Annotated in this window: 23 protein-coding genes and 1 pseudogene; 19 read left to right on the top strand and 5 right to left on the bottom strand. The window is 68.0% G+C overall.

All coding sequences use genetic code 11. The annotated features are described in order from the left end of the window. Positions 1 to 17 precede the first annotated feature (17 nt). The 6 genes and pseudogenes from ASF21_RS11845 to ASF21_RS17580 all read left to right on the top strand — a co-directional run bounded on the left by ASF21_RS11845 (position 18) and on the right by ASF21_RS17580 (position 3,588). Positions 18 to 779 (top strand): hypothetical protein, encoded by a 762-nt coding sequence (locus ASF21_RS11845; protein ID WP_157365889.1) that lies wholly within the window; start codon positions 18 to 20, stop codon positions 777 to 779. Between the two features lie 167 nt (positions 780 to 946). After that, positions 947 to 1,396: a hypothetical protein gene (locus ASF21_RS11840; RefSeq protein ID WP_235498950.1), complete on the top strand. Its 450-nt coding sequence runs from the start codon at positions 947 to 949 to the stop codon at positions 1,394 to 1,396. Positions 1,397 to 1,634: 238 nt separating this feature from the next. Next, positions 1,635 to 2,663, top strand: a complete 1,029-nt coding sequence (locus tag ASF21_RS17495; RefSeq protein WP_321166895.1) for a DUF1349 domain-containing protein — start codon at positions 1,635 to 1,637, stop codon at positions 2,661 to 2,663. Between the two features lie 200 nt (positions 2,664 to 2,863). Further along, positions 2,864 to 3,181 (top strand): hypothetical protein, encoded by a 318-nt coding sequence (locus ASF21_RS11830; RefSeq protein WP_055771334.1) that lies wholly within the window; start codon positions 2,864 to 2,866, stop codon positions 3,179 to 3,181. Positions 3,182 to 3,299: 118 nt separating this feature from the next. Continuing rightward, positions 3,300 to 3,458, top strand: a pseudogene (locus ASF21_RS17585) (DUF1905 domain-containing protein); the annotation flags it as partial. After that, positions 3,448 to 3,588 carry a DUF1905 domain-containing protein gene (locus ASF21_RS17580; RefSeq protein ID WP_414826631.1) on the top strand — a complete coding sequence of 47 codons (141 nt, stop codon included), beginning with the start codon at positions 3,448 to 3,450 and terminating at the stop codon, positions 3,586 to 3,588. The pseudogene ASF21_RS17585 and the gene ASF21_RS17580, both read left to right, overlap by 11 nt. Before the next feature lie 171 nt (positions 3,589 to 3,759). Here ASF21_RS17580 and ASF21_RS11820 read toward each other — a convergent pair whose 3' ends face one another. Continuing rightward, on the bottom strand, positions 3,760 to 4,587 hold the full coding sequence (locus tag ASF21_RS11820) for an IS3 family transposase (RefSeq protein ID WP_162237547.1): 828 nt from the start codon (positions 4,585 to 4,587) through the stop codon (positions 3,760 to 3,762). A gap of 370 nt (positions 4,588 to 4,957) precedes the next feature. On the opposite strand from ASF21_RS11820, the gene ASF21_RS11815 reads away from it, so the two are divergent. After that, on the top strand, positions 4,958 to 6,322 hold the full coding sequence (locus ASF21_RS11815) for an MFS transporter (RefSeq protein ID WP_082471512.1): 1,365 nt from the start codon (positions 4,958 to 4,960) through the stop codon (positions 6,320 to 6,322). An 86-nt stretch (positions 6,323 to 6,408) separates the two neighbouring features. On the opposite strand, the gene ASF21_RS17440 is transcribed toward ASF21_RS11815, so the two are convergent. After that, positions 6,409 to 6,531, bottom strand: coding sequence for a JAB domain-containing protein (locus tag ASF21_RS17440; protein WP_162237546.1), 123 nt, complete (start codon positions 6,529 to 6,531; stop codon positions 6,409 to 6,411). Here ASF21_RS17440 and ASF21_RS11810 point away from each other — a divergent pair. Together ASF21_RS11810 and ASF21_RS11805 are read left to right on the top strand one after the other, a co-directional pair. Continuing rightward, positions 6,530 to 6,868 (top strand): ArsR/SmtB family transcription factor, encoded by a 339-nt coding sequence (locus ASF21_RS11810; RefSeq protein WP_055771598.1) that lies wholly within the window; start codon positions 6,530 to 6,532, stop codon positions 6,866 to 6,868. The genes ASF21_RS17440 and ASF21_RS11810 overlap by 2 nt on opposite strands. A gap of 257 nt (positions 6,869 to 7,125) precedes the next feature. Beyond that, on the top strand, positions 7,126 to 7,617 hold the full coding sequence (locus ASF21_RS11805; protein WP_055771331.1) for a DinB family protein: 492 nt from the start codon (positions 7,126 to 7,128) through the stop codon (positions 7,615 to 7,617). A 135-nt stretch (positions 7,618 to 7,752) separates the two neighbouring features. Here ASF21_RS11805 and ASF21_RS11800 read toward each other — a convergent pair whose 3' ends face one another. Further along, a complete protein-coding gene (locus ASF21_RS11800) occupies positions 7,753 to 8,604 on the bottom strand; it encodes a LysR family transcriptional regulator (RefSeq protein WP_055771327.1) in 852 nt (283 codons plus the stop codon). 86 nt (positions 8,605 to 8,690) lie between these two features. On the opposite strand from ASF21_RS11800, the gene ASF21_RS11795 reads away from it, so the two are divergent. Continuing rightward, the gene (locus ASF21_RS11795) at positions 8,691 to 9,581 is read left to right on the top strand and encodes an EamA family transporter (protein WP_082471511.1); all 891 of its coding nucleotides are present in this window, start codon (positions 8,691 to 8,693) and stop codon (positions 9,579 to 9,581) included. A gap of 209 nt (positions 9,582 to 9,790) precedes the next feature. Next, on the top strand, positions 9,791 to 10,177 hold the full coding sequence (locus ASF21_RS11790; protein WP_055771324.1) for a VOC family protein: 387 nt from the start codon (positions 9,791 to 9,793) through the stop codon (positions 10,175 to 10,177). Positions 10,178 to 10,341: 164 nt separating this feature from the next. Here the strand turns inward: ASF21_RS11790 and ASF21_RS16920 are convergent, their stop codons facing one another. Further along, positions 10,342 to 10,602 carry a hypothetical protein gene (locus tag ASF21_RS16920; RefSeq protein WP_157365887.1) on the bottom strand — a complete coding sequence of 87 codons (261 nt, stop codon included), beginning with the start codon at positions 10,600 to 10,602 and terminating at the stop codon, positions 10,342 to 10,344. Positions 10,603 to 10,803: 201 nt separating this feature from the next. Here ASF21_RS16920 and ASF21_RS11785 point away from each other — a divergent pair, with 201 nt between their 5' ends. Beyond that, positions 10,804 to 11,748 carry an oxygenase MpaB family protein gene (locus tag ASF21_RS11785; RefSeq protein WP_055771321.1) on the top strand — a complete coding sequence of 315 codons (945 nt, stop codon included), beginning with the start codon at positions 10,804 to 10,806 and terminating at the stop codon, positions 11,746 to 11,748. 117 nt (positions 11,749 to 11,865) lie between these two features. On the opposite strand, the gene ASF21_RS11780 is transcribed toward ASF21_RS11785, so the two are convergent. Further along, positions 11,866 to 13,143 carry a PrsW family intramembrane metalloprotease gene (locus ASF21_RS11780; RefSeq protein ID WP_082471510.1) on the bottom strand — a complete coding sequence of 426 codons (1,278 nt, stop codon included), beginning with the start codon at positions 13,141 to 13,143 and terminating at the stop codon, positions 11,866 to 11,868. Positions 13,144 to 13,239: 96 nt separating this feature from the next. Between ASF21_RS11780 and pyrR the strand changes: the two genes are divergently transcribed. Genes pyrR through pyrF form a run of 7 tightly spaced genes read left to right on the top strand, consistent with a single transcriptional unit; the run spans position 13,240 to position 22,385 of the window. Next, a complete protein-coding gene (gene pyrR / locus ASF21_RS11775) occupies positions 13,240 to 13,827 on the top strand; it encodes a bifunctional pyr operon transcriptional regulator/uracil phosphoribosyltransferase PyrR (RefSeq protein ID WP_055771314.1) in 588 nt (195 codons plus the stop codon). Further along, positions 13,824 to 14,861, top strand: a complete 1,038-nt coding sequence (locus ASF21_RS11770) for an aspartate carbamoyltransferase catalytic subunit (protein ID WP_055771311.1) — start codon at positions 13,824 to 13,826, stop codon at positions 14,859 to 14,861. Before pyrR ends, ASF21_RS11770 begins: the two co-directional genes overlap by 4 nt. Then, the gene (locus tag ASF21_RS11765) at positions 14,858 to 16,300 is read left to right on the top strand and encodes a dihydroorotase (RefSeq protein WP_082471509.1); all 1,443 of its coding nucleotides are present in this window, start codon (positions 14,858 to 14,860) and stop codon (positions 16,298 to 16,300) included. Before ASF21_RS11770 ends, ASF21_RS11765 begins: the two co-directional genes overlap by 4 nt. Before the next feature lie 11 nt (positions 16,301 to 16,311). Beyond that, on the top strand, positions 16,312 to 16,863 hold the full coding sequence (locus ASF21_RS11760; RefSeq protein WP_235498943.1) for a hypothetical protein: 552 nt from the start codon (positions 16,312 to 16,314) through the stop codon (positions 16,861 to 16,863). Further along, entirely contained in the window at positions 16,860 to 18,209 is a 1,350-nt protein-coding gene (gene carA, locus ASF21_RS11755) for a glutamine-hydrolyzing carbamoyl-phosphate synthase small subunit (protein WP_082471508.1), read from the top strand. Before ASF21_RS11760 ends, carA begins: the two co-directional genes overlap by 4 nt. Beyond that, a complete protein-coding gene (gene carB, locus ASF21_RS11750; protein WP_055771305.1) occupies positions 18,209 to 21,514 on the top strand; it encodes a carbamoyl-phosphate synthase large subunit in 3,306 nt (1,101 codons plus the stop codon). Before carA ends, carB begins: the two co-directional genes overlap by 1 nt. Further along, positions 21,504 to 22,385: an orotidine-5'-phosphate decarboxylase gene (pyrF, locus tag ASF21_RS11745; protein ID WP_055771302.1), complete on the top strand. Its 882-nt coding sequence runs from the start codon at positions 21,504 to 21,506 to the stop codon at positions 22,383 to 22,385. The genes carB and pyrF overlap by 11 nt, the downstream gene beginning before the upstream one ends. Position 22,386 lies beyond the last annotated feature (1 nt).

Raw genomic sequence — 22,386 nt, 5'->3', positions numbered from 1 at the left:
AGGTCAGGAACTGTGTGGTGAGACAGACAACGAGCGGCCGGTACGCGCTCGAGGACGCCGGCGACCATCTCCGCCTCCGGTGGTCCGCAGACATCACGGTCGACTCCGCGGACGTTGCCTCCGTTTCGGCTGAGATCACCGTCGCATCCCCGGAAGGGCCGCGTCCTTTGCTGATGTACGTCAGCCTCGTTGGCGGCATCACCGCCGAGGCCAAGCAACTTCTCATCAGGAACACCAGGTGTTCCCGCATCGCCATCGTCGGAATCGACGACATCGGACGGATCCTCACCGCTTTCACCCACCGGTCGGTGACACCGACCGGGTACTTCACGGATGACACCGCTGCCCGCGAATGGCTGCTCGATGACACCCACGAGCATCCCAGTATCTTCGGCGAGAGCTACGGTGTGCAGCACGCCTTCGTCTCGGAGATGAGGGGCGGTGTGCTGTGGGTGAGGTGGACGCAGGCCTTCCACATCACCGAGAAGATTGCTGAGAACCTCCTCGCACGGGCCGAATTCATGAATCCCACCACGTGCCCGCCACTGCTCCTGGAACTTCACGAGATGCTGTCCGCGTCCGAGGGTGCCATGAAGATCCTGGCTGATGGTTTGAACATCACAGCCCTGGCCGTCGTCAGCGCTGACCCGAGCGGTCGGACCTTGACCAGTTTCTACCGGCAGCGGGCCCGCCCACCCTATAAGACCAGCTACTTCACCACCGCCGAAGAAGCACGCCACTGGCTGGCAGGACATCCCTCACCGCCTGCAACGGACTGATGCCAGCGCTTGTGAGCGACGTTTGACCCGTATCTGCTGGTCGCGTGCGACAGTAGCAGCCCGGTCTCCCCTGTAGTGACGTGATACAGATGTCGCAAGCGGATCGCCTTCTACGCGTTGCCTTGCTCATCACGTCGACGGTCCTGCTGACCACCTGCACTTTGCAGGTGAGTAGCGGCGGCCCGCTCAGGGCGGGAGGTGATCCCTCTGAAGTCTGCAGCGTGCAACCCGACCAAGGCAGCGCTGTCTTCGGGAACGTCGTAACGAACGACGGCGATACGACACTCACCATCACGGGGGCCGTTCTGGTCGAGGGGGAGAGCCTCGAAATCCGGGATGCCTACGTCATGCCGGTCGATGAGACTCACTCGTTCGTCATCGGCACGGGTTCGACGGATCCGACGGAACCGGAAGCGATGGCGGCCTGGGACAGCGCGAGGAAGCTTGATGACGACAAACTCAGAGCCGGCCAGCAGGTGAACATCGTCCTCGTGATCGATAACGGAGCTGCAGACGTTGGCACCACCCGAGCTGTCCGCTTCACCTACGAGCAAGGACCCGAGCAGTTCACGGCCGATACGAACATGATGCTCGAACTCACGGATAACCAGTGCTAGCACCACGGACAAACCCCCGGCGGTCGAAAGCAGCAACCCGCTCAATAACGTCTACCACGACGAAGAGACAAGCTTGAGTAATGCCTACCGCGCTCCGGGTTCTGCCGGGCTCACCGCTTCCACACTGTCCCTCCTCGCCGCCTAAGTCTTCGCAACCAACCTCGCCCTCACCTTCGACGTCACATCCAATCCGCAATTCTTCTTCACTGTGTCGCACGTCAGTCCTGCCCTGCTCTACGTGAGCGTCCCGATCCCTTTCGCCCTGGTTGGTAGAAAAAGTAGCTGCCGTGCGGGTCTCGTGGAGCTAGGTACGATCCTTCTGGCCGGCGCCACGCTGCCCATGCTCATCGCCAATGGAATGTATCTCGCAACCGTCACACCACAAGCAGTCGGCAATCACATCGGCGGGGCCGGACTCATGCTGTTAGGCGCGGTAGACTTTCTCGCCACCTCGCTTGTTGTCGTCTTCGCCCTTCCCGCCCGCCCCGTCGGCGTCGGCCGCCTCGACAACCAGCCCACCCACGGTCACAGACAAGCCCATCGGGACGATGCGCAATGCCGGGAAGCGGACCGGCTTACCGGAACCTCGCTGTTGTGTCGGATGTGTCATTGGTTGAATGGGGTCCGAAGCTTGAACGAAAGATATAGGGGATATGGCATGACACGAACAATCAGTGAGGCCGGCGATGTCTGGGACCGGGGGACATGGCGCAATTCGCCTGTGCGTGCCGTCGCTGAGGGGGGAGCTCTGCGGGTGACTGCGGCCGAGAACAGCGACGCCTGGAGGCACACCTCGTACGGCTTCGTCCATGACAGCGCGCATGCCTTGCTGGCACCGCTGCCCGCCGAGGGTGCAATGGAGGTCTCATTTCTCCTGGATTACACCGAGCAGTTCGACCAGGCGGGGATCTACCTGCACGTTTCGGATTCCGTGTGGATCAAGGCCGGTGTGGAGGTGTCAGACGGAGTCCCCCAGGTTGGGGCAGTCGTGACACAGGAGGTCTCTGACTGGTCGGTGGCACCTGTCCCTGAGTGGATCGATCAGGAGATCACAGTACGCCTCAGCAGGGCCGGTAACGCCGTCACCATTCGGGCCCGCGCTGGGGATGAGCCTTTTCGGCTTATCCGCGTTGCACCTCTGAAGGAGACCGCGAGCGTCGAGATCGGCCCATTCTGCGCCTCGCCTACCCGGGCCGGCCTCACGACCACCTTCACCCGATGGATTGAAACCGATGCAGATGCGACGCTGCACCCTGAACACGACTAGAGCTGCACCACACATCTACGGGATGCGCAGCATGCTCGGCTGAACGAGTGAATCGACGCGACCAGTAAATGGATCCCGCTGGAGGATCGTGCTGCGGACGGCGGGGGATCATCGACCGGGCAGGCGGAAAGTATGGTCCCCAGGTCATGTGGCAGTAGGTTCCGGGGAATTCGCATGAGCGAGGAAGTGAGTGGAGCATCATGAGAGAGGGCGATGCTACGAAAGCCGTGTCGGTTGCTGCGGCTGTTCTGTTCGCCGGTTTCCTGGGGGCCTGGTTCTGGATCACGATCCAGCAGGGTGTTGCGCTTAAAGTTGCCGGCGACACCCAGGCATTTCGGCTTGCTGTCGCAGTTCTACTCTTCGCGCCCTTCCTCGTGCTGATCTACCTTTGCCTCGAGCCTGAGGTTGCGCTCAAAACACGGTCCTCCCAGGGAAGCCTTCTGTTCGCTGCCTTGAGGTTCGCCTGGCTACTGTGCGCACGGTCTTACTCTCTTTTCCTCGGATTCGCTCCGTTCTGAAAGCGCTGAGACGGAATCTCGTAGGTGCCGACTGGCTGTCCGCACAAGGATCCGCTTGCGGGCGTCGTCCCGATATCCTCTGAAGGACCGCGCCACCAGAGACGATGAGGAAACTACTGTGAGTACGAGAGTCGGTCCACTCGATCTCGCCTTCTCCGCGCTGATCGGAGTCACGGTGAAAGGTGACCTCTGGTCATGCGTGGAGGTGCCAGACTCGGTTGAACTCTTCGGAACAGGTAAGACAATCAAGGTCGTCGCTACCGTCGATGGTGAACCGCTTACAGCAGGTCTCCTGCCCACTGGTATCGGGGGGGCACATGCTCTCGATCAGCGTCAAGCTACGGAGGAAGCTCGGCAAAGAGCTCGGCGACACCGTTACTGTGCACCTGACTGAACGCCTCAACTGACAGCACTTCTTCAGTGAGATTTGGTGCTCAGCTAGCTCTTTTCTGACCAGCGGCACCGTCATCACTGTCGGAGGTGATGTGGGCCGTTCCGCGTTGACTGCGCTTGGTCCTACTCGGGTGCCGTGCGCGGGGGACTGCCCACGGTTTGGTTGACTCGTGGGTTGATAGATTTCAGGCGGCTAGCGCCATGTTGTTGATTGTCTCGAATTCAATCGGGGCGAGTTCGCCGAGTGCTTTCTGCCGTGTCCGACGGTGGTAGGTTCGCTCGATCCAGGTGATGATGGCCAGGCGGAGTTCCTGCCGGGTTTCCCACCGTTTGCGGTTCAGGACGTTCTTTTGCAGCAGGGCGAAGAATAATTCCATGGCAGCGTTGTCACCGCATGCACCGACCCTACCCATCGAGCCGTGCAGCCCGTTCGCGTGCAGCGCGGAGACGAATGTCCGGCTTCTGAATTGGCTACCTCGGTCCGCATGCACGACCGTTCCCGAGGGGCTTCTGAGCGCCACGGCGTGGGCCAGTGCTGCCACCGCGCAGGAGGCTTTCGTGCGCCCGTCGATGGAGTGGCCCACGATGCGGTTCGAGTGCAGGTCCTTGATCGCGCAGAGGTAGAGCTTGCCCTCAGCGGTAGGCTGCTCGGTGATGTCCGTGACCCACCGCGTGTCCCTCGTAGTGGCGGTGAAGTTCCGCTCGAGCAGGTCATCGTGGACCGGTGGGCCCGCCTGCCGGTCGCCGACCCGTTTGCGGTGGATGACCGAGAGGATGCCGCTGGCTGAGCACAGTCGCCAGATGCGACGCTCGCCGGCCACACGGGTAACACCGGCGTTGAGCCCGTCGGCGATGAAGCGGTACCCGAACGCCGGATCATCGGCGTGAAGATCGAGGGCCGCGTTGATCAGGCGTGCTTCTTCCCAATCCCGGTTTGGGTCAGCTGTATGGACCAAAAGAGCCGTGCGCGAGAGGTTCGGGCGGCCCGCGTGGATCGAGATGCGCTCTGACACTGGTCGCAGAGCGGTGCGATAGAACACACTCAACAGGGCAGCGCGACATCGCTGGAATCGCGTTGCTTTATCGCCCGGTCACAGTGTCGGAATCGTTGCACCTGGGGCTCGGACACCGTGCGACCGGGGTAGCAGGCGGATGGCAGCAGGGGGTACGAGGGGTATAGAGGCCGAATCTCATGCAGCGCTGCAGGACATGTGCACCACCCGCCGGTAGGGCACCCTGTCTCGACTCGTGTGCGCGCGATAGGCGACATCCTTTAGTTCCTCGGCTGGACCGTCCGACCCGCAAGTCAGGCACGTATACATCAGTGCGTAATAATGCACGTATCATTGGCGGTCGTGTTCCTGCTGGAGATGGGTCCCCCTCGTGCTTTCTGTTCTGCGCCGCACGGCGTACCGCAACCTCTTCACCGCGCAGGTGGTCGCCCTACTGGGTACTGGCTTGTTGACGGTCGCCCTGGGCCTGCTCGCAATCGATCTGGCCGGTGGACAGGCCGGTGCGGTCCTGGGAACGGCGTTGACGATCAAGATGATCGCCTATGTCTTCGTCGCCCCCGTGATGGCGGCACTGGTCGAGCGCTTGCCGCGAAAGGGTGTCCTGGTCGGCGCGGATCTGGTGCGGGCGGCGATCGCGTTGGGCCTGCCCTTCATCGATCAGGTCTGGCAGATCTACGTGCTCGTCTTCATCCTGCAGTCCGCCTCGGCGACGTTCACGCCCGCGTTCCAGGCCCTGATTCCCGTCGTCCTGCCCGGGGAGAAGGAGTACACCAAGGCACTGTCCCTGTCCCGGCTTGCCTATGACCTGGAGTCCCTGGTGAGCCCGCTGCTGGCGGCTGCTCTCCTGGCGGTGATGAGTTTCCACAACTTGTTCGTGGGGACGATGATCGGATTCCTCGTCTCCGCGGCGATGGTCCTGGCGACCCGGCTGCCAACCATCCCGGCGTCGCACTCTCAGGGCTCGTTGCTGCATCGCACCACGCTCGGAACCCGGATCTTCCTCAGGGAACCCTCCCTGTGCGGCCTGATGGCACTGAACCTGGTGGTCGCCACCGCAACGGCTCTGGTGCTGGTCAACACCGTCGTCTACGCGAGGGACCTGTTCGGTGGTTCCAACACCGACGTAGCAATCGCTTTGGCCTTTTACGGGGTCGGCTCGATGCTGGTGGCCTTCCTCGCACCTCGGGTCCTGGAACGGACCCCGGACCGCACCTTCATGCTGACAGGTGGGTGGATCCTGATTGCGGGCCTGATCGCCGTGGCCTTCCTCGCGTCCACGGAACAGAGCAGCATCCACCTCACCGACAACTCGTGGGCGATCTTCCTTGGCCTGTGGGTGCTGCTCGGCATCGGCACGTCGATGATCAGCACACCGTCCTCCCGTCTGCTGCGCCGGGTCGCGACCGACGACACCCGCAGTTACCTCTTCACCGCCCAGTTCTCGCTGTCCCACGCCTGCTTCCTCCTCGCCTACCCCCTCGCCGGGTGGGTCGGCGCCGCCGCAGGGCAGGAGACCGTGGCCTTGGTCCTGGCGGCATGTGCTCTCATCGGGACGATCGCCGCGATCGTCCTCTGGCCCGCCACCGGCCCTTCCGGATCAAAGGAGGAGGTAGGGCCGCCTGCACGGAACGGTTCGACGCAGTTGGCGGCGGAGGCTGAGGGAGAAGGATCTGTCGACGCGGCGTCCGGCGAATCAGCTGAAAAGGCGCAGCACGGTACCGAACGCGGGCAGTAAGGGGTAGGGGAGGGCGGTAACGTGGATGACGTACCTGCGGGACGGACAACGGCGTTCGGGACGATCCACCGGTATCAACAGGGCGATCAGGGGGCCAGGAACATCATGGGCGACGTACAGGCCGACCGGTCGAGGGCATCCACGACCACTTCCCGGACGTCCACGGGTGAGGACGTCAGGCCTGAGGACGTCACGGGGGTGCGCCCCATGACTCCGAGTCTGGTGCACTCGGTCCACCCCGACGCGAATCGCCTAGCCGCAGGTGCGGCGACCTTTCAGATGCTAGCGGACCCCACCAGGCTGCACATCCTCTGGATCCTGACACAGGGCTCGGCCGACGTCGGGACCCTCGTCGCCGGAACCGGAGCGAACCGCACCGCGGTCAGTCAGCACCTGGCCAAACTCCGCCTCTCCGGGCTCGTCTCCACCCGCAAGCAAGCTCGCAACGTCATCTACAGCATCATCGACGGACACCTCACCCGCCTCATCCTCGAGGGGATGAACCACGCCGACCACCGCGTCACCGGTGAACCCGTCCACGAATAGACGCCGACCGGCCCTCGAAGGGTGGTGGGTCTCCGCGATACAGTGCCACGTTCCGTGATCGATGGGACCTTCCGGCCGGTGGGAGGGCCACGGAACTGGATCACCTGTCGTAGACCCTCCGACCTCGATCGTCGGGACCGTCGAGCTCCCGTGTCCATCCGTCGACGTTCCCTTCCAGGAGTTTTCACCCGCGCCGCCCCCACCGCAGGGGGCGACCGCCACGGGCGGGTGACGACCGGGACGTCGACGTCCCGGTACTGACGGACGCCGAATACCTGTGGGAACCGGTCGGCGGGTGCTGGTCGGTGCGACGGCGTGCCGACGGTCCCGGACGCGGCGCTGCACAGCTGATCGGCGCAGGGGAGTGGGGGCGGGACGGAGCCCCCGACAGTCCGTGGCCCCCGCCTCTCACAACGATCGCCTGGCGGCTCGATCACCTGTCCGAGACGCTCATGGGCCGCGCCAGTCATCTGGGCGGTGATCGCACCTTCACTCGAGCTGCCGACGTATCCCCCGCCGATGCAGCCGGCGCCATTGCACGGATCCGGCGAACGGCGGCCGACTGGCGCCGGTCGCTACTCCAGATCGCCGAGTCCGACGACGACCGGACCGGCCTCAGCAGCTACCCGTACGGCAGTGATGCCGAGGAGACGTTTCCCTCGATCGTCTGGTGGATGAACCAGGAGATCCTGCACCACGGTGCCGAGATCGCGCTCCTCCGCGATCTCTACGTTCACCGCGCGCGTTGAGGACGAGCGCGAACCTCGGACCGCTCAGGGCATGGACGTGCCCCCGCGCCCGGCGCAGCTGCGAACGACCACCTGAGGAGCCCGCACCCTCGCCGTCGTAGCAGGAGTCCCATGCAACCAGCACCTCCTTCGGGCTCAGCGGTAGAGGCCCGCGAGGAGCACGATGATGTCCTGCAGGATGGCTGGCGGGTCGGTCCGGGTCCAGGCGGCGTAGACAGGTACGGGTGCTGCATCGCGGATAGGTCGGTAGGTGAGCCCCTGGCGGCGGTACTGGTGTGCTGTCGATTGCGCGGTCACTCCACGGGCTTTTCCACTGCTGATGACGGTGAGCCAGTCATCGACGTCGGTGGTGGGGATGGTCTGGCGTGGTTGGCCGGCGTCGGGCCAGAGGTCGAGCTGGGTGCTTCCGGTCCGGTGATCGATCGCCAGCGGAGCTGCAGCTACGTGAGCGAGTGTCACTGTACGTTTGGCCGCCAGGGGGTCCCCGACGGCCATTGCGCAATAGCGTTTCTCGGTACCGATCAGGACCAGGTCGAGGTTTGCCACATCCGGTAGCCGACGCAGGATCACCACGTCACTCGTCCCCTCGGCCAGTCCTGCTGTGGGTGTGTTGATCCGGGTCAGTCGCAGCTCGTGGTGGGGGAGGGCTTCGGCCCATCGGCGTTGGAACTCGGGGGTGTGCTTGCCCAGGGCTGACCATGCGTAGCCGACCCGGAGGGTGCTCAAGCCGGCGACGGCGTCCTGGCGCAGGTCTCCGACGACAGCCAAGGCTCGGCGGGCATGCCGAAGCACCCTTTCACCGTCCGGAGTGAGGTCCACGGTCCGGGTCGTGCGGTGCAGGAGCCGGACCAGGAGGATGGACTCGAGCGCGGCGACATTGCGGGAGACAGCGGTCTGCGAGATACCGAGCTCGATTCCGGCGTCGGTGAAAGTGCCCGTATCGATGACGCTGACGAAGGATCGAAGGTGACGCAGTTCGATATCCATCCCTGAATCCTACTCATGCCTCAAACGCATCAATCATGGGATTCATGCATTGTGAGCAGGCCGTGGCGGTTCTGCACACTTCCAGCATGACAAAGCTGAAGCACGCGGCGGGTGACCGCACAACCGGTCTGGCAACTGCTCTGGGCGGTGCGCTCTCGAATCAGTTCGGGGCGGCCAGTGGGTCTCTGGCTTTCCCGGTCATCGGGCCGCTCGGTGTCGTTGCTGTCCGCCAGATCGTCGCCGCCGCGATCCTGCTGCCGCTCGTCAGACCCCGGGTGCTCGACCTCACCCGGGCTCAGTGGTGGCCGGTCCTGCTCCTGGCGCTGGTGTTCGGGACGATGAACCTCACCTTGTACCTGGCCATCGATCGCATCGGCCTCGGCCTGGCTGTGACCCTCGAGTTCTGCGGGCCCCTCGCGGTCGCCCTGCTCAGCGCCCGGACCAGGAGCAGTGTGATCTGCGCTGTCATCGCAGGAGCCGGCGTCACCGCGATCAGCCGGCCTCAATCCACCACGGACTATGCGGGCATCGGGCTCGCCCTCATTGCTGCGTGTAGCTGGGCCGCCTACATCCTGCTCAACAGGACCATCGGCTCCCGCATCCCTGGAGCACAGGGTACCGCCACAGCGACGGGAGTCTCCGCCGTTCTCTTCCTGCCCATCGGCGGCTGGGTCCTCGTCACCAGCCGTCCGGACGCATTCACCCTGCTCTGCGCTATCGGTGCCGGCGTCCTCGCCTCGGCGGTTCCATTCATGGCGGACCTGATTGCCCTCCGGAGGATCCCTGCGAATGTGTTCGGCATCCTGATGAGCATCAACCCGGTGCTGGCCGCACTCATCGGAGCGGTACTCCTCGACGAGCACCTGGGAACGGTGGAATCGGTCGGGATAGTTCTCATCGTGACCGCGAACACGGCCGCCCTACGCCTGGCCGCCCGCACAACACGATCAGCAACCGCGCGAGCCGATGAAGGCTGATCAAGCAGTGACCTCGATCCACCTGCGCGACCGTGCGGAAGCCGGTGGAATCTCGGCCCGTGCAGGCAGCTCCAGCCGCGCACGGTGGGACGGGCGTCCCGTGGTCCGGGCCCCCGTCGGTTCCCGTGGCCGTCTGCCGAGTCTGCCGAGAGCTGTCCACGGACGTCCGACTCTGGTGGCCACCCATCCGGAGTGTCACACTGAGCCGCATGATCGATCAGACGAAAGCATTCAGTGGCTTCTCGGTGCGGGACCTTCACGAGGCGAGGGTGTTCTACGAGGAATCACTCGGACTGTCGATCACCGAGGAACACGGAATGCTCTCGATCGATCTGGGGAGTGATCATCATGTGCTCGTGTACCCGAAAGGGTCAGCTCATCAGGCTGCGTCGTTCACCGTCCTGAACTTCCCGGTTCCGGACGTCGACGCCACTGTCGACGAGCTCGCGGCCAAGGGCGTTGTGTTTGCACGCTACGACGGTATGACCGACGACAAGGGGGTGAATCGACACGGTGGTCCCCTCATCGCCTGGTTCACGGACCCCTCCGGCAATGTCATGAGTATCATCGCGATGCAGGAGCTGGGTGAACCGTAGCGCTGGAGACGACGCACTTTGGTCGCGCGTCGTCGCACCCGAGGGTGGATCCTCGGCTCGTCGCCGCCCGCTCAGTCCATGCCATCACGACATCGAAGCCGGGGCCACTGTCCGCTTCATCGTCCGAGTGGGCGAGCCCTTCACCGACCTGCAGGGGATGATGCCTACGCGATGATGCCCAGAGCACTGGCGATGGTCCGGGCGAGCAGGACCGGAAGGGCCGGGGTGATCAGGTCGACGCTGACGCAGATCCCCAGCCACATCAGAGCGGCCGTGGGCGGAGGCTGCAGGCAAAGGACGGCGACAACGTCGGCGCGCAGTGCTGCAGTGAAGGCTCCTCGGGTAGGGCGTGCGTCGTAGCGCGAGCCGCGCAGCCTTGGGGCCGGGCAGGCCCCGGGTGCCGGTGCACGGCCCAACTCGTTCATGTCGATACCCGCTCACCGCGGACGGCTGATCGTCGCTCGTGTGGCCGGACCCCTGTGCTTCTGCTCAGGTGCATCCCGTCGTCGGCTCCACGACGTCACTGGTCCTCGCGACGATCGCCGTGTCAGAGCGGTGTTCTACGCTTCGTAGTAGATTCCTGTCCGGGGTGTCCGTCGTACCCGACCTACCGTCGTTGGAGCATCATGCCTGTCAGCTCGATACCGCGCCCCGCCGAAGTGGCCCACCGCGTCCGCAGCGCTTTCCGTGCCCGGGTCTCCGGAGACCCCACCGGTGCACCTGACTGGGTGCGCGACATCGCCCTGGTCGGGGAGGGCCCCGGCTTGTTCGAGCCCGACAGCGTCGTCTGGCAGGTCCACGGTGGCCTCTCCACTCTGGTCGGCGGCGTCGCGGCCCTCCTCGGACAGGGTGCGCACCCCCTCGCCATGGCCGGTGTTGCACGTCACTCCTCCTACCGCAGTGACCCCTGGGCCCGCCTCGCCGGGACCGCGCGCTGGCTCACCATCACCACCTTCGGCTCCGCGGAACTCGCCGAGCGGGACTCGGCTCGGGTCCGCCGCATGCACGGGCGGGTCAAGGGCACCACCGACGACGGCCGCGCCTACTCCGCCTCCGACCCCGCCCTCCTGCGATGGGTGCACCTGGCCTTCACCGATGCCTTCCTCGGGGCCCACGAAGCCGTCGGCCACGACCTGGCCCCGCGGTTCGGCCGCAACTGGGCCGACACCTATGTCGCCGACTGGTCCCGCAGCGCCCGGACTCTGGGAGCGGAAGATCTCCCGGTCAACCGCCGGGAACTCGCGGACGCACTGCGTGCGCTGGAACCCGAGCTCGAACCCGTCCCCGCCGAATTGCTCACGTTCCTGTCAGCCCCGGACGGGCTGAACCGCGCGGAACGGATCTTCTACAGCGGCATCGCCAGCGCTGGAGCGCTGGTCATCTCACCGTCCGTGGCACCCCTCGCCGGGGTGCCCGGCCGCGGTGACCGCTCGCTCGCGAACCGCCTCCGGTTGCAGCGCACCCGCGTTCAGCTGCGGACCTTCCAGCTGGCCCTCGGACCTCACAGCCCCTCCGTGGATGCGGCGCGCTACCGGTTGGGCCTCGCCGGCCGCCCGGACTGGCTCGACTGACCCTCGCCGGCGGAGCGCGCGGCGGCGTAGCGTAGGGCGGCCGGCGCATCGGCTTCGCGCCGAACGACCTGCGGTCCGGACTCGCCCGCAGAGACGAACGGAGTGCGCGGGGAGGACCTACCGGGGCGTCGACGCGAGCTGGAAGATGCGCGCCCGCCGCTGCGTCGCCTCGTCGAGGAGGACGCGCTCCTCGGCCGCGTAGTCGGCGTCGCGCCGTCCGCCGAGCATCCGCTGGCGGGTGTAGGCGATCCGCGATGCCGTGCGGATGAACCCGCGCATCTCCTGCCGGGCACCGACCGAGCCCGCCCACGCCAGGGCCTGCGAGCGCCCGGGCCGCGTGGCCAGCATGCGCACTTCCTCCGGGGTGAACCAGCCCGCGCGGGCGTAGTCGCCGAGGCGTGACTCCGTCAGACGGCGCTCTGAGCGGCGGAGGAGCACGACGGCGATGACGGCGGCGACGAACAGCGGCACCTGCACCACGAGGTAGAAGAGGAAGAAATCGTGGAACAGCACGAGAGTACCGCCGTTCCAGAGCATGTGTCCCGCGATCGCGGGGATCAGCCCCAGCACGAACGCCCCGAGGATCCGCGCGTTGCCGCCCCCGCGGCTGAGGGCGAATCCGAGCACGAAGCCGAGGAGCGAAGTGAACATGACGTGCGCGAAGGGCGAGAACAGGCCGCGGAGGATGAACACGCCCACCACCGCCGCTGCGTTCCCCGACTCCACGACGGCCGAGCCGAAGTAGACGATGTTCTCCGTGAAGGCGAAGCCGGCCGCCACCGTGCCGGCATAGACGATTCCGTCCACAGGCCCGTCGAAATGGCTGCGGCGCGTGTAGACGAGGATCAGCACGCCGAGGCCCTTGGCGAACTCCTCGACGAGCGGTGCCTGCAGCACGGGTCCGATGAGGTCGGGTGACGTGGTGGTCAGCGCACTGCCCAGCAGTTCCACCACATAGGTCCCCAGGAGCAGGGTCACCACCACCGAGGTCCCCGCGCCCCACAGGAAGGCGAACAGCAGGGCCCCCCTCGGCTCGGGATCCCAGCGGTCGATCCAGCGCAGTCCCAGCAGGCAGATCCCGAGGGGGACGAGCGCGAGGATGCCGCACAGGATGAACGCCGACGGCCCGAGGGAGAGCGAGAGCAGGAGCAGCACGGCCGCCACCACGAGCGCGGCGACGACGACCAGGATGACGTTGAGCACTCCGCGCCGCCGGGGCGCGGGCTGGTCCCAGACGGGCCGGGACGCCGGCCCGCCCGGACGCAGCGGCGCGGATCGGTGCTGCCGGACGGTGGTGGTGCCCCACCAGCCCTGGTCCTGCCGATCGGGCGCGTACTGCTGGTGGCCGACGTCGCGCGGCTCGCCGCCACCGGGTCCAGGGTTGTTCATAGCCATGCTGCAACCCTAGGGGTCGGCGCTGCTGTGATAGTTTTGACCCCGCAACCAGCCTTTAAATTCCGTCCCGTGAGGCGGGGAAGGAGGAAGCGTGTTATGACTGTGCCTGCCTCGGAATCCGGCATCCACAAGCGCGTCGTTCTCGCAGAAGCAGACATCGATCGCGCCCTCACGCGCATCGCCCACGAGATCCTCGAGGCGAACAAGGGGTCCCGTGACCTCGTGCTCCTCGGCATCCCCCGCAGGGGTTTCCCCCTCGCCCAGCGACTCGCGCAGAAGATCGCCGCCGTGGACCCGACGGTCGATCCCGACCTGATCACCGGCCAGCTCGACGTCACCATGTACCGGGACGATCTCCGCCGCCATCCCACCCGCTCCCCGCTGGCCACCCAGCTGCCGCCGTCGGGCATCGACGACAAGGTCGTGGTGCTCGTCGACGACGTGCTCTACTCGGGGCGGACCATCCGGGCCGGCCTCGACGCGCTCGCCGACCTCGGCCGCCCGCGCGCGGTGCGCCTCGCCGTCCTCGTGGACCGCGGGCACCGCGAACTGCCCATCCGCGCGGACCACGTGGGCAAGAACCTCCCGACGTCTTCCCAGGAGCGCGTCCGCGTGCACCTCGCGGAGATCGACCTGATCGGCGGCTCGCCGGTCGACGAGGTCGTCATCGAGGACCGCGCGTGAAGCACCTGCTCAGTACGCAGGACCTCTCGGCCCGGAGCGCGCTCCGCCTGCTGGACACCGCGGAGGAGATGGCGGCCGTGGGGGAGCGGGAGATCAAGAAGCTGCCCGCCCTGCGCGGCCGCACCGTCGTGAACCTGTTCTTCGAGGACTCGACGCGCACGCGGATCTCCTTCGAGGCCGCCGCGAAGCGCCTGTCCGCGGACGTCATCAACTTCGCGGCCAAGGGCTCCTCCGTGTCGAAGGGTGAGTCGCTGAAGGACACGGCACAGACGCTCGAGGCCATGAGTGCCGACGCCGTCGTCATCCGCCACCCGGCCTCCGGCGCACCCGCACGGCTGGCCGCGTCCGGCTGGATCGATGCTGCCGTGGTCAACGCCGGTGACGGCACGCACGAGCATCCCACCCAGGCGCTCCTCGACGCCTTCACGCTCCGCCGCCACTGGGCGCGGATCGCCGGCACCCCCTCCGCGGGAACCACGCTGGCGGGCATGAAGGTCCTGATCGTCGGCGACGTGCTGCACTCGCGCGTCGCCCGGTCCAACGTCTGGCTCCTCACCACCCTCGGTGCCGAGGTACTCCTCGCGGGTCCGCCCACGCTCCTGCCGGTCGGCGTCGGCAGCTGGCCCTGCAGGGTCTTCTACAACCTCGACGACGCCCTCGCCGAGCGCCCGGACGCCGTCATGATGCTGCGGTTGCAGGCCGAGCGCATGAACGCCGCGTTCTTCCCGTCCACGCGGGAGTACTCGCGGCGCTGGGGCTTCGACGACGGCCGCCTGGCGCTGCTCGACACCATGGGACTCGACGACACCGTGATCATGCACCCGGGGCCGATGAACCGCGGGCTCGAGATCTCCTCCGCCGCCGCCGACTCCCCGCGGTCCACCGTGCTGGCGCAGGTGCGCAACGGTGTCTCCGTCCGCATGGCCGCCCTCTACCTGCTGCTGTCCGGTGACCCGCAGGACGACGACGCAGCGGACGGCCGCGCCGACCAGGACGACCCGCCCGCCACGACCCCGGAAGGCCGTACTCCGTGAGCCACGACACCACACCCCGTCCAGACGACGCCGGATACCTCATCCGCGGCGCCTCGCTCCTCGGCGGCGCGCCCACCGACCTCCTCGTCCGCGGCGGCGTGATCGCCGCCCTCGGCCCGGAGGCCGGCCGTGACGCCGGCACGGACGCCGTCACGATCGAGGCCGACGGGCTCGTCGCGCTGCCCGGCATGGTGGACCTCCACACGCACCTCCGCGAGCCCGGCCGCGAGGACGCCGAGACCGTCGAGACCGGCTCGCGGGCCGCGGCCCTCGGCGGGTTCACCGCGATCCACGCCATGGCCAACAGCTCGCCCGTCGCGGACACGGCGGGCGTCGTCGAGCAGGTCTACCGCCTCGGGCTCGCCTCCGGGTGGGTCGAGGTCCGGCCCGTCGGCGCCGTCACCGTCGGGCTCGGCGGCGAGCGCCTGGCCGAACTCGGTGCCATGGCGGAGTCGCGGGCCGGCGTCCGGGTCTTCTCCGACGACGGCATCTGCGTGCACGATCCCGTCCTGATGCGCCGGGCCCTCGAGTACGTGAAGGCGTTCGACGGCGTGATCGCGCAGCACGCGCAGGAGCCCCGCCTGACGGAGGGCGCCCAGATGAACGAGGGCGACGTCTCCGCCGTCCTCGGCCTGACGGGGTGGCCGGCGGTCGCGGAGGAGAGCATCATCGCCCGCGACGTCCTGCTCGCCCAGCACGTGGGCTCGCGCCTGCACGTCTGCCACGTCTCCACCGCCGGGTCGGTGGAGATCATCCGCTGGGCCAAGGCCCGCGGCATCGACGTGACGGCCGAGGTCACGCCGCACCACCTGCTGCTGACCGACGAACTGGTCCGCAGCTACGACCCCGTGTACAAGGTCAACCCACCGCTGCGCACGTCCGACGACGTCCACGCGCTCCGGGCGGCCCTCGCGGACGGCACCATCGACGTCGTCGGCACCGACCACGCCCCGCACCCGAGCGAGCACAAGGAGTGCGAGTGGGCGCAGGCGGCAATGGGCATGACGGGCCTCGAGACCGCCCTGTCCGTGGTGCAGCACGCAATGGTGGAGACCGGTCTGCTCGACTGGGAGGGCTTCGCGCGGGTCACCTCGGCGACGCCGGCACGGATCGGCCGCCTGGCGCACCAGGGCCGTCCGCTCGCCGTCGGGGAGCCCGCGAACCTGATCCTCGTCGACCCCGCGGCCCGCTGGACCGTGGATCCCTCGACGATGGCGACCAAGGGGCGCAACAGCCCCTTCCGCGGCCTCGAACTGCCCGGCCGCGTCCGGGCGACGTTCTTCGGCGGTCACCCCACCGTCCTCGACGGCAGCCTCGCGACCCCACGACCGACCCCGCATTCGGCCCCGCACGGGGAGCAGACCGGGGCGCAGGGCGGTCTGCAGGGCGGTCTGCAGGGCGGTCTGCAGGGCGGAGAGGCTCCGGCATGGAATATCTAGGCTGGATCCTGATGACCGTCGCGATCATCGTCGTCATCGTGGCACTCATGGCCCTCGGCTGGCGGAACCGGCTCCGACGCCAGTCGGACGTCCCCCCACCACCCGAGATGCCCACCGACCCCGGACGCGTCCTGTACGAGGCCGACGGCCAGTACGTCGCCACGACGACAGCCGGGGACTGGCTGGACCGCATCGCCGTCCACGGCCTCGGCCTCCGCGGCAACGCCGTCGCCACCGTCCACCCCCACGGCGTCCTGTTCACCCGTACCGGGGCCCGCGCCGTCTTCGTACCGCGCGAGGACCTCGTCTCCGTGCAGCTCGCCGGCGGGATGACGGGCAAGTTCGTCGAGAAGGAGGGCCTCGTCGTCGTCACCTGGCGGCTCGGCACCGGCCCGGACGGCGAGCAGCGCCGCGTGGACACCGGCTTCCGCACGCGGCACGCGGCCCACAAGGCCCAGCTCGTCGCGGCCGTCGCCGCCCTCATCCCCGCTGGGCCCCCGGACGGGACCAGCCGCACGACCCACCGAACTCCACCGACCCCCGAAGGCAGGGAACAGCTGTGAGCCACGCTCCATCGACGGCACCGATCCAGGCGAAAGCACCCGCGGTGCTCGTCCTCGAGGACGGCCGGACCTTCCGCGGCCGCGCCTACGGCGCCCGAGGCACCGCGCTCGGCGAGGCGGTCTTCGCCACCGGCATGACCGGCTACCAGGAGACCATCACCGATCCGTCCTACGCACGCCAGCTCGTCGTCCAGACCGCACCGCACATCGGCAACACCGGCGTGAACGCGGACGACGCCGAGTCCCGGCGCATCTGGGTGGCCGGATACATCATCCGTGACGCCGCCCGCCGCCCGTCGAACTGGCGCTCCGAGCAGAGCCTCGACGACCAGCTGCGCGAGCAGGGCGTCGTCGGGATCGAGGGCGTGGACACGCGCGCCGTCACACGCCACCTGCGCGAGCGCGGCGCCATGCGCGCCGGGATCTTCTCCGGCTCCGAGGCCGGCCTGACGGAGGCGCAACTCGTCGCGAAGGTCCTCGCGCAGCCGTCCATGACGGGCGCCCGGCTCGCCGAGGAGGTCAGCATCGACGAGGCGTACGTCGTGGAGCCCGCCGAGCACGGGTGGACCGGGGAGACCCTCGCGACCATCGCGGCGCTCGACCTCGGCATCAAGGCCATGACACCGAAGCACTTCGCCCAGCGCGGTGTGCGGACCGTCGTCCTGCCCGCTGCCGCCACCTTCGAGGACGTCGTCGCTGCGCAGCCCGATGGCGTGTTCATGTCCAACGGACCCGGCGACCCCGCCACCGCGGACGCGCAGGTGGAGCTGCTCCGCCGTGTGCTCGACGCCCGCATGCCGTTCTTCGGCATCTGCTTCGGCAACCAGATCCTCGGGCGCGCCCTCGGTTTCGGGACCTACAAGCTCCGCTACGGCCACCGCGGCATCAACCAGCCGGTCCTCGACCGCCGCACCGGAAAGGTCGAGATCACGTCGCAGAACCACGGGTTCGCCGTCGACGCGCCCCTCGACGGCCCCGTCGAGGCTCCCGCCGGACGCTATGGCCGCGTCGAGGTCAGCCACGTCAGCCTGAACGACGACGTCGTCGAGGGCCTCGCGTGCCTGGACCTGCCCGCTTTCTCGGTGCAGTACCACCCGGAGGCGGCAGCGGGTCCCCATGACTCCGCCTACCTCTTCGACCGGTTCATCGACCTCATGCAGGCCGAGAAGGCCGCGCCCGGCTCGGGGAACGCCGTCCGGGCCTCGGCACTCGATGCCGGCTCCGAAGCCGGGGCACTGGCTGAGGCAGCCGCCGCCGAACTCGGCACCCACGGTTCGAAGGTGACGGGTAACCAGTCCCGGCACAGCCACGCAGAACAGACCAGCACCACGCAGGAAGAGAACTGATGCCCCGCAGAACCGACCTCAAGAGCGTCCTGGTCATCGGCTCCGGCCCGATCGTCATCGGGCAGGCCGCCGAATTCGACTACTCGGGCACCCAGGCCCTGCGCGTCCTGCGCGAGGAGGGCCTGCGCGTCATCCTCGTCAACTCGAACCCCGCGACGATCATGACGGACCCCGAGTTCGCCGACGCCACCTACGTCGAGCCCATCACGCCCGACGTGGTCGCGAAGATCATCGAGAAGGAGCGCCCGGACGCCCTCCTGCCCACCCTCGGCGGGCAGACGGCCCTCAACACGGCGATCGCCCTCGACAAGAACGGGGTGCTGGAGAAGTTCGGCGTCGAGCTGATCGGAGCGAACATCGCCGCCATCGAACTCGGCGAGGACCGCGAGAAGTTCAAGGGCGTCGTCGAGCGCTGCGGTGCTGAGTCGGCGCGGTCGGCGATCATCCACTCGATCGACGAGGCGCTCGTCGCCGCCGACGACCTCGGCTACCCGATGGTCGTCCGGCCCTCCTTCACCATGGGCGGCCTCGGGTCCGGGCTCGCCTACACCGAGCAGGACCTGCGCCGGATCGTCGGCCAGGGCCTGCAGTACAGCCCCACGAGCGAGGTCCTCCTCGAGGAGAGCATCCTCGGATGGAAGGAGTACGAGCTCGAGATGATGCGGGACAGGAACGACAACGTCGTGGTCGTCTGCTCCATCGAGAACTTCGACCCCGTGGGCGTGCACACCGGTGACTCCATCACCGTGGCCCCCGCGCTGACGCTCACCGACCGCGAGTACCAGCGCCTGCGCGATATCTCCATCGCCGTCATCCGTGAGGTCGGCGTGGACACCGGTGGCTGCAACATCCAGTTCGCCGTCGAGCCGGACACCGGTCGCGTCGTCGTCATCGAGATGAACCCCCGCGTGTCCCGGTCCTCGGCCCTCGCATCGAAGGCCACGGGTTTCGCGATCGCCAAGATCGCCACGAAGCTCTCCCTCGGCTACACGCTCGACGAGATCCCGAACGACATCACGCTGAAGACCCCGGCGTCCTTCGAGCCCACGCTGGACTACGTGGTGGTCAAGGTCCCGCGCTTCGCGTTCGAGAAGTTCCCGGCGGCGGACCCCACGCTGACCACCACCATGAAGTCGGTCGGCGAGGCCATGGCGATGGGCCGCAACTTCACCGAGGCCCTGCAGAAGGCGCTCCGCTCGCTCGAGCAGAAGGGCTCCCAGCTGTCCTACGCTGCCGTGGCGCCCGAGGAGGTCGACGCCCTCGTCGAAGCCGCGAAGCGCCCCACCACCGAGCGCCTCTCGCAGGTGCAGCGCGCGCTGCTGGGAGGTGCGAGCGTGGAGCGCCTGTACGAGGCGACGGGGATCGACCCCTGGTTCCTCGACCAGCTCGTGCTGCTCAACGAGGTCGCCGAGGAGGTCCGCACCGCCCCCAACCTCTCCGAGGACGTGCTGCGCCTGGCCAAGCGCCACGGCTTCTCCGACGAGCAGATCGGCGCCCTCACGCACACCCCCGACGCCGTCGTCCGCGGCGTGCGCCACGCGCTGGGGATCCGTCCCGTGTTCAAGACCGTGGACACGTGCGCCGCCGAGTTCGCGGCCTACACCCCGTACCACTACTCCTCCTACGACGAGGAGGACGAGGTGGCCCAGCACGAGAAGCCGTCCATCATCATCCTGGGGTCCGGTCCCAACCGGATCGGCCAGGGCATCGAGTTCGACTACTCCTGCGTCCACGCCACCATGGCGCTCCGCGAGGCCGGCTACGAGACCGTCATGGTCAACTGCAACCCGGAGACGGTGTCCACGGACTACGACATCTCCACGCGCCTCTACTTCGAGCCGCTGACCCTCGAGGACGTCCTCGAGGTCATCGCCGCCGAGGAGCGCACGGGAGGCGTGCTCGGCGTCTTCGTCCAGCTCGGCGGCCAGACCCCGCTGAAGCTCGCGCAGGAACTGGCCGACGCCGGCATCCCGATCCTCGGCACGTCACCGGAGGCCATCGACCTCGCCGAACACCGCGGGGCCTTCAGCCGGGTGCTCGACGCCGGCGGGCTGATCGCGCCGAAGAACGGTACCGCGGTGTCCTTCGAGGACGCGAAGCGGATCGCCGACGACATCGGCTACCCCGTGCTCGTGCGTCCGTCCTACGTCCTCGGCGGGCGCGGCATGGAGATCGTCTACGACGAGCCCAACCTCTCCCGCTACATCGCCAACGCCACGGAGATCACCGAGGCGCACCCCGTGCTGATCGACCGTTTCCTCGAGGACGCCATCGAGATCGACGTCGACGCGCTGTACGACGGCACCGAGATGTACCTCGGCGGCATCATGGAGCACATCGAGGAGGCCGGCATCCACTCCGGCGACTCCGCGTGCGTCCTGCCCCCCATCACCCTCGGCGCCGACGTCCTCCAGCGGGTCCGTGAGGCCACGCTGGCGATCGCGCAGGGGGTCGGGGTCCGCGGACTGATCAACATCCAGTTCGCCCTCGCCTCCGACGTCCTCTACGTCCTCGAGGCCAACCCGCGGGCGTCCCGTACCGTGCCGTTCGTGTCGAAGGCCACGGGGGTGCAGCTGGCCAAGGGCGCCGCCCTGATCGGCACCGGTGTCACCGTCGCCGAGCTCCGCACGCGGGGGTTCCTGCCCGCACAGGGGGACGGGGGCTCCCTGCCCCTGGACGCCCCGGTCTCGGTCAAGGAGGCCGTGCTGCCGTTCAGCCGCTTCCGGACGCCGGAGGGCACCGTCGTCGACTCGCTGCTCGGCCCCGAGATGCGTTCCACCGGCGAGGTCATGGGGATCGACAAGTACTTCGACACCGCCTTCGCCAAGAGCCAGGCCGCGGCGAATGCAGCCCTGCCGGTCGAGGGCAAGGTCTTCGTCTCGGTGGCGAACCGGGACAAGCGGTCCATCATCATGCCGGTCAAGCGGCTCGTGGACCTCGGCTTCGAGATCGTCTCCACGGGCGGCACCGCCGACGTGCTGCGCCGCAACGGCATCCACGCCACGACGGTCCGCAAGGTGGCCGAGGGAGCCGGCGAGGGGCAGGGCACGGTGGTGGACCTCATCACCGAGGGCGGGATCGACATGATCATCAACACGCCCTCCGGTGGACAGGCCCGCGGTGACGGCTACGAGATCAGGGCCGCTGCGACCTCCTACGGCCTGCCGGTCATCACGACGATCCCCGAGGTCGGCGCCGCCGTGCAGGCCATCGAGGCCATGCGGTCCTACGAGTGGTCGGTCACGAGCCTGCAGGAGCACGCCGCGAACCTGCGCGCGTCCACCGAGGCACGCGATGCGTCCTGAGGTCCCTGCCGCCGCACCCCGGGCATCCAGCACCTCCCGCGCTTCCTTCGGGGAGCGCCTCGCGGCGGCCCGGAGCGGCAAGGGCAGCCTGTGCGTCGGCATCGATCCCCATCCGGCGCTCCTCGCTGCGTGGGGCCTCCCGGACTCACCCGAGGGCCTGGAGCGGTTCTCCCTCGCGGTGCTCGACGCCGTGGGGCCGGTGTCGGTGGCCCTCAAGCCGCAGGTCGCCCTGTACGAGCGGCACGGCTCACGCGGGCTCGCCGTCCTCGAGACGCTGCTGGCCCGTGCGGCCGACGCCGGTGCCCTGACCATCGCGGACGCCAAGCGCGGCGACATCGGCTCCACCATGCAGGCGTACGCCGAGGCGTGGCTGGGGGAGGGCAGCCCGCTGGCGGCGGACGCCGTGACCCTCAATCCGTACCTCGGCTTCGAATCGCTGCGGCCGGCGCTCGACCTCGCTCGGTCCACGGGGCGGGGGGTCTTCGTCCTCGCCCTCACCTCCAATCCCGAGGGCCGCTCGGTGCAGCACGTCGGCGGGGACGCCTCCGTCGCCCGCTCGATAGCGCTCGCCGCAGCCGGCGAGAACGCGGACCAGGACGGCGCGGGCCGACCGGGCCATGTCGGGCTCGTCGTCGGAGCGACGATCGGTGACGCCGCCGAGCGGCTCGGCCTCGACCTGGCGCGGTTGAACGGCCCGATCCTCGCCCCGGGAGTGGGCGCGCAGGGGGCGGGGACGCGCGAGCTCCGCGCCGCGTTCGGCGGCGCGCTGCCGCTCGTGCTCCCGACGTCGAGCCGTGCCATCCTCGCTGCGGGGCCGGACGGGGCGCGGTTGCGGGCAGCCGCCGAACGGACACGCGACGAGCTCGCGTGAA

The organism is Arthrobacter sp. Leaf234 (assembly GCF_001422665.1).
Classification (GTDB): domain Bacteria; phylum Actinomycetota; class Actinomycetes; order Actinomycetales; family Micrococcaceae; genus Arthrobacter_D.
This window is presented reverse-complemented; position numbering and strand designations above follow the sequence as displayed.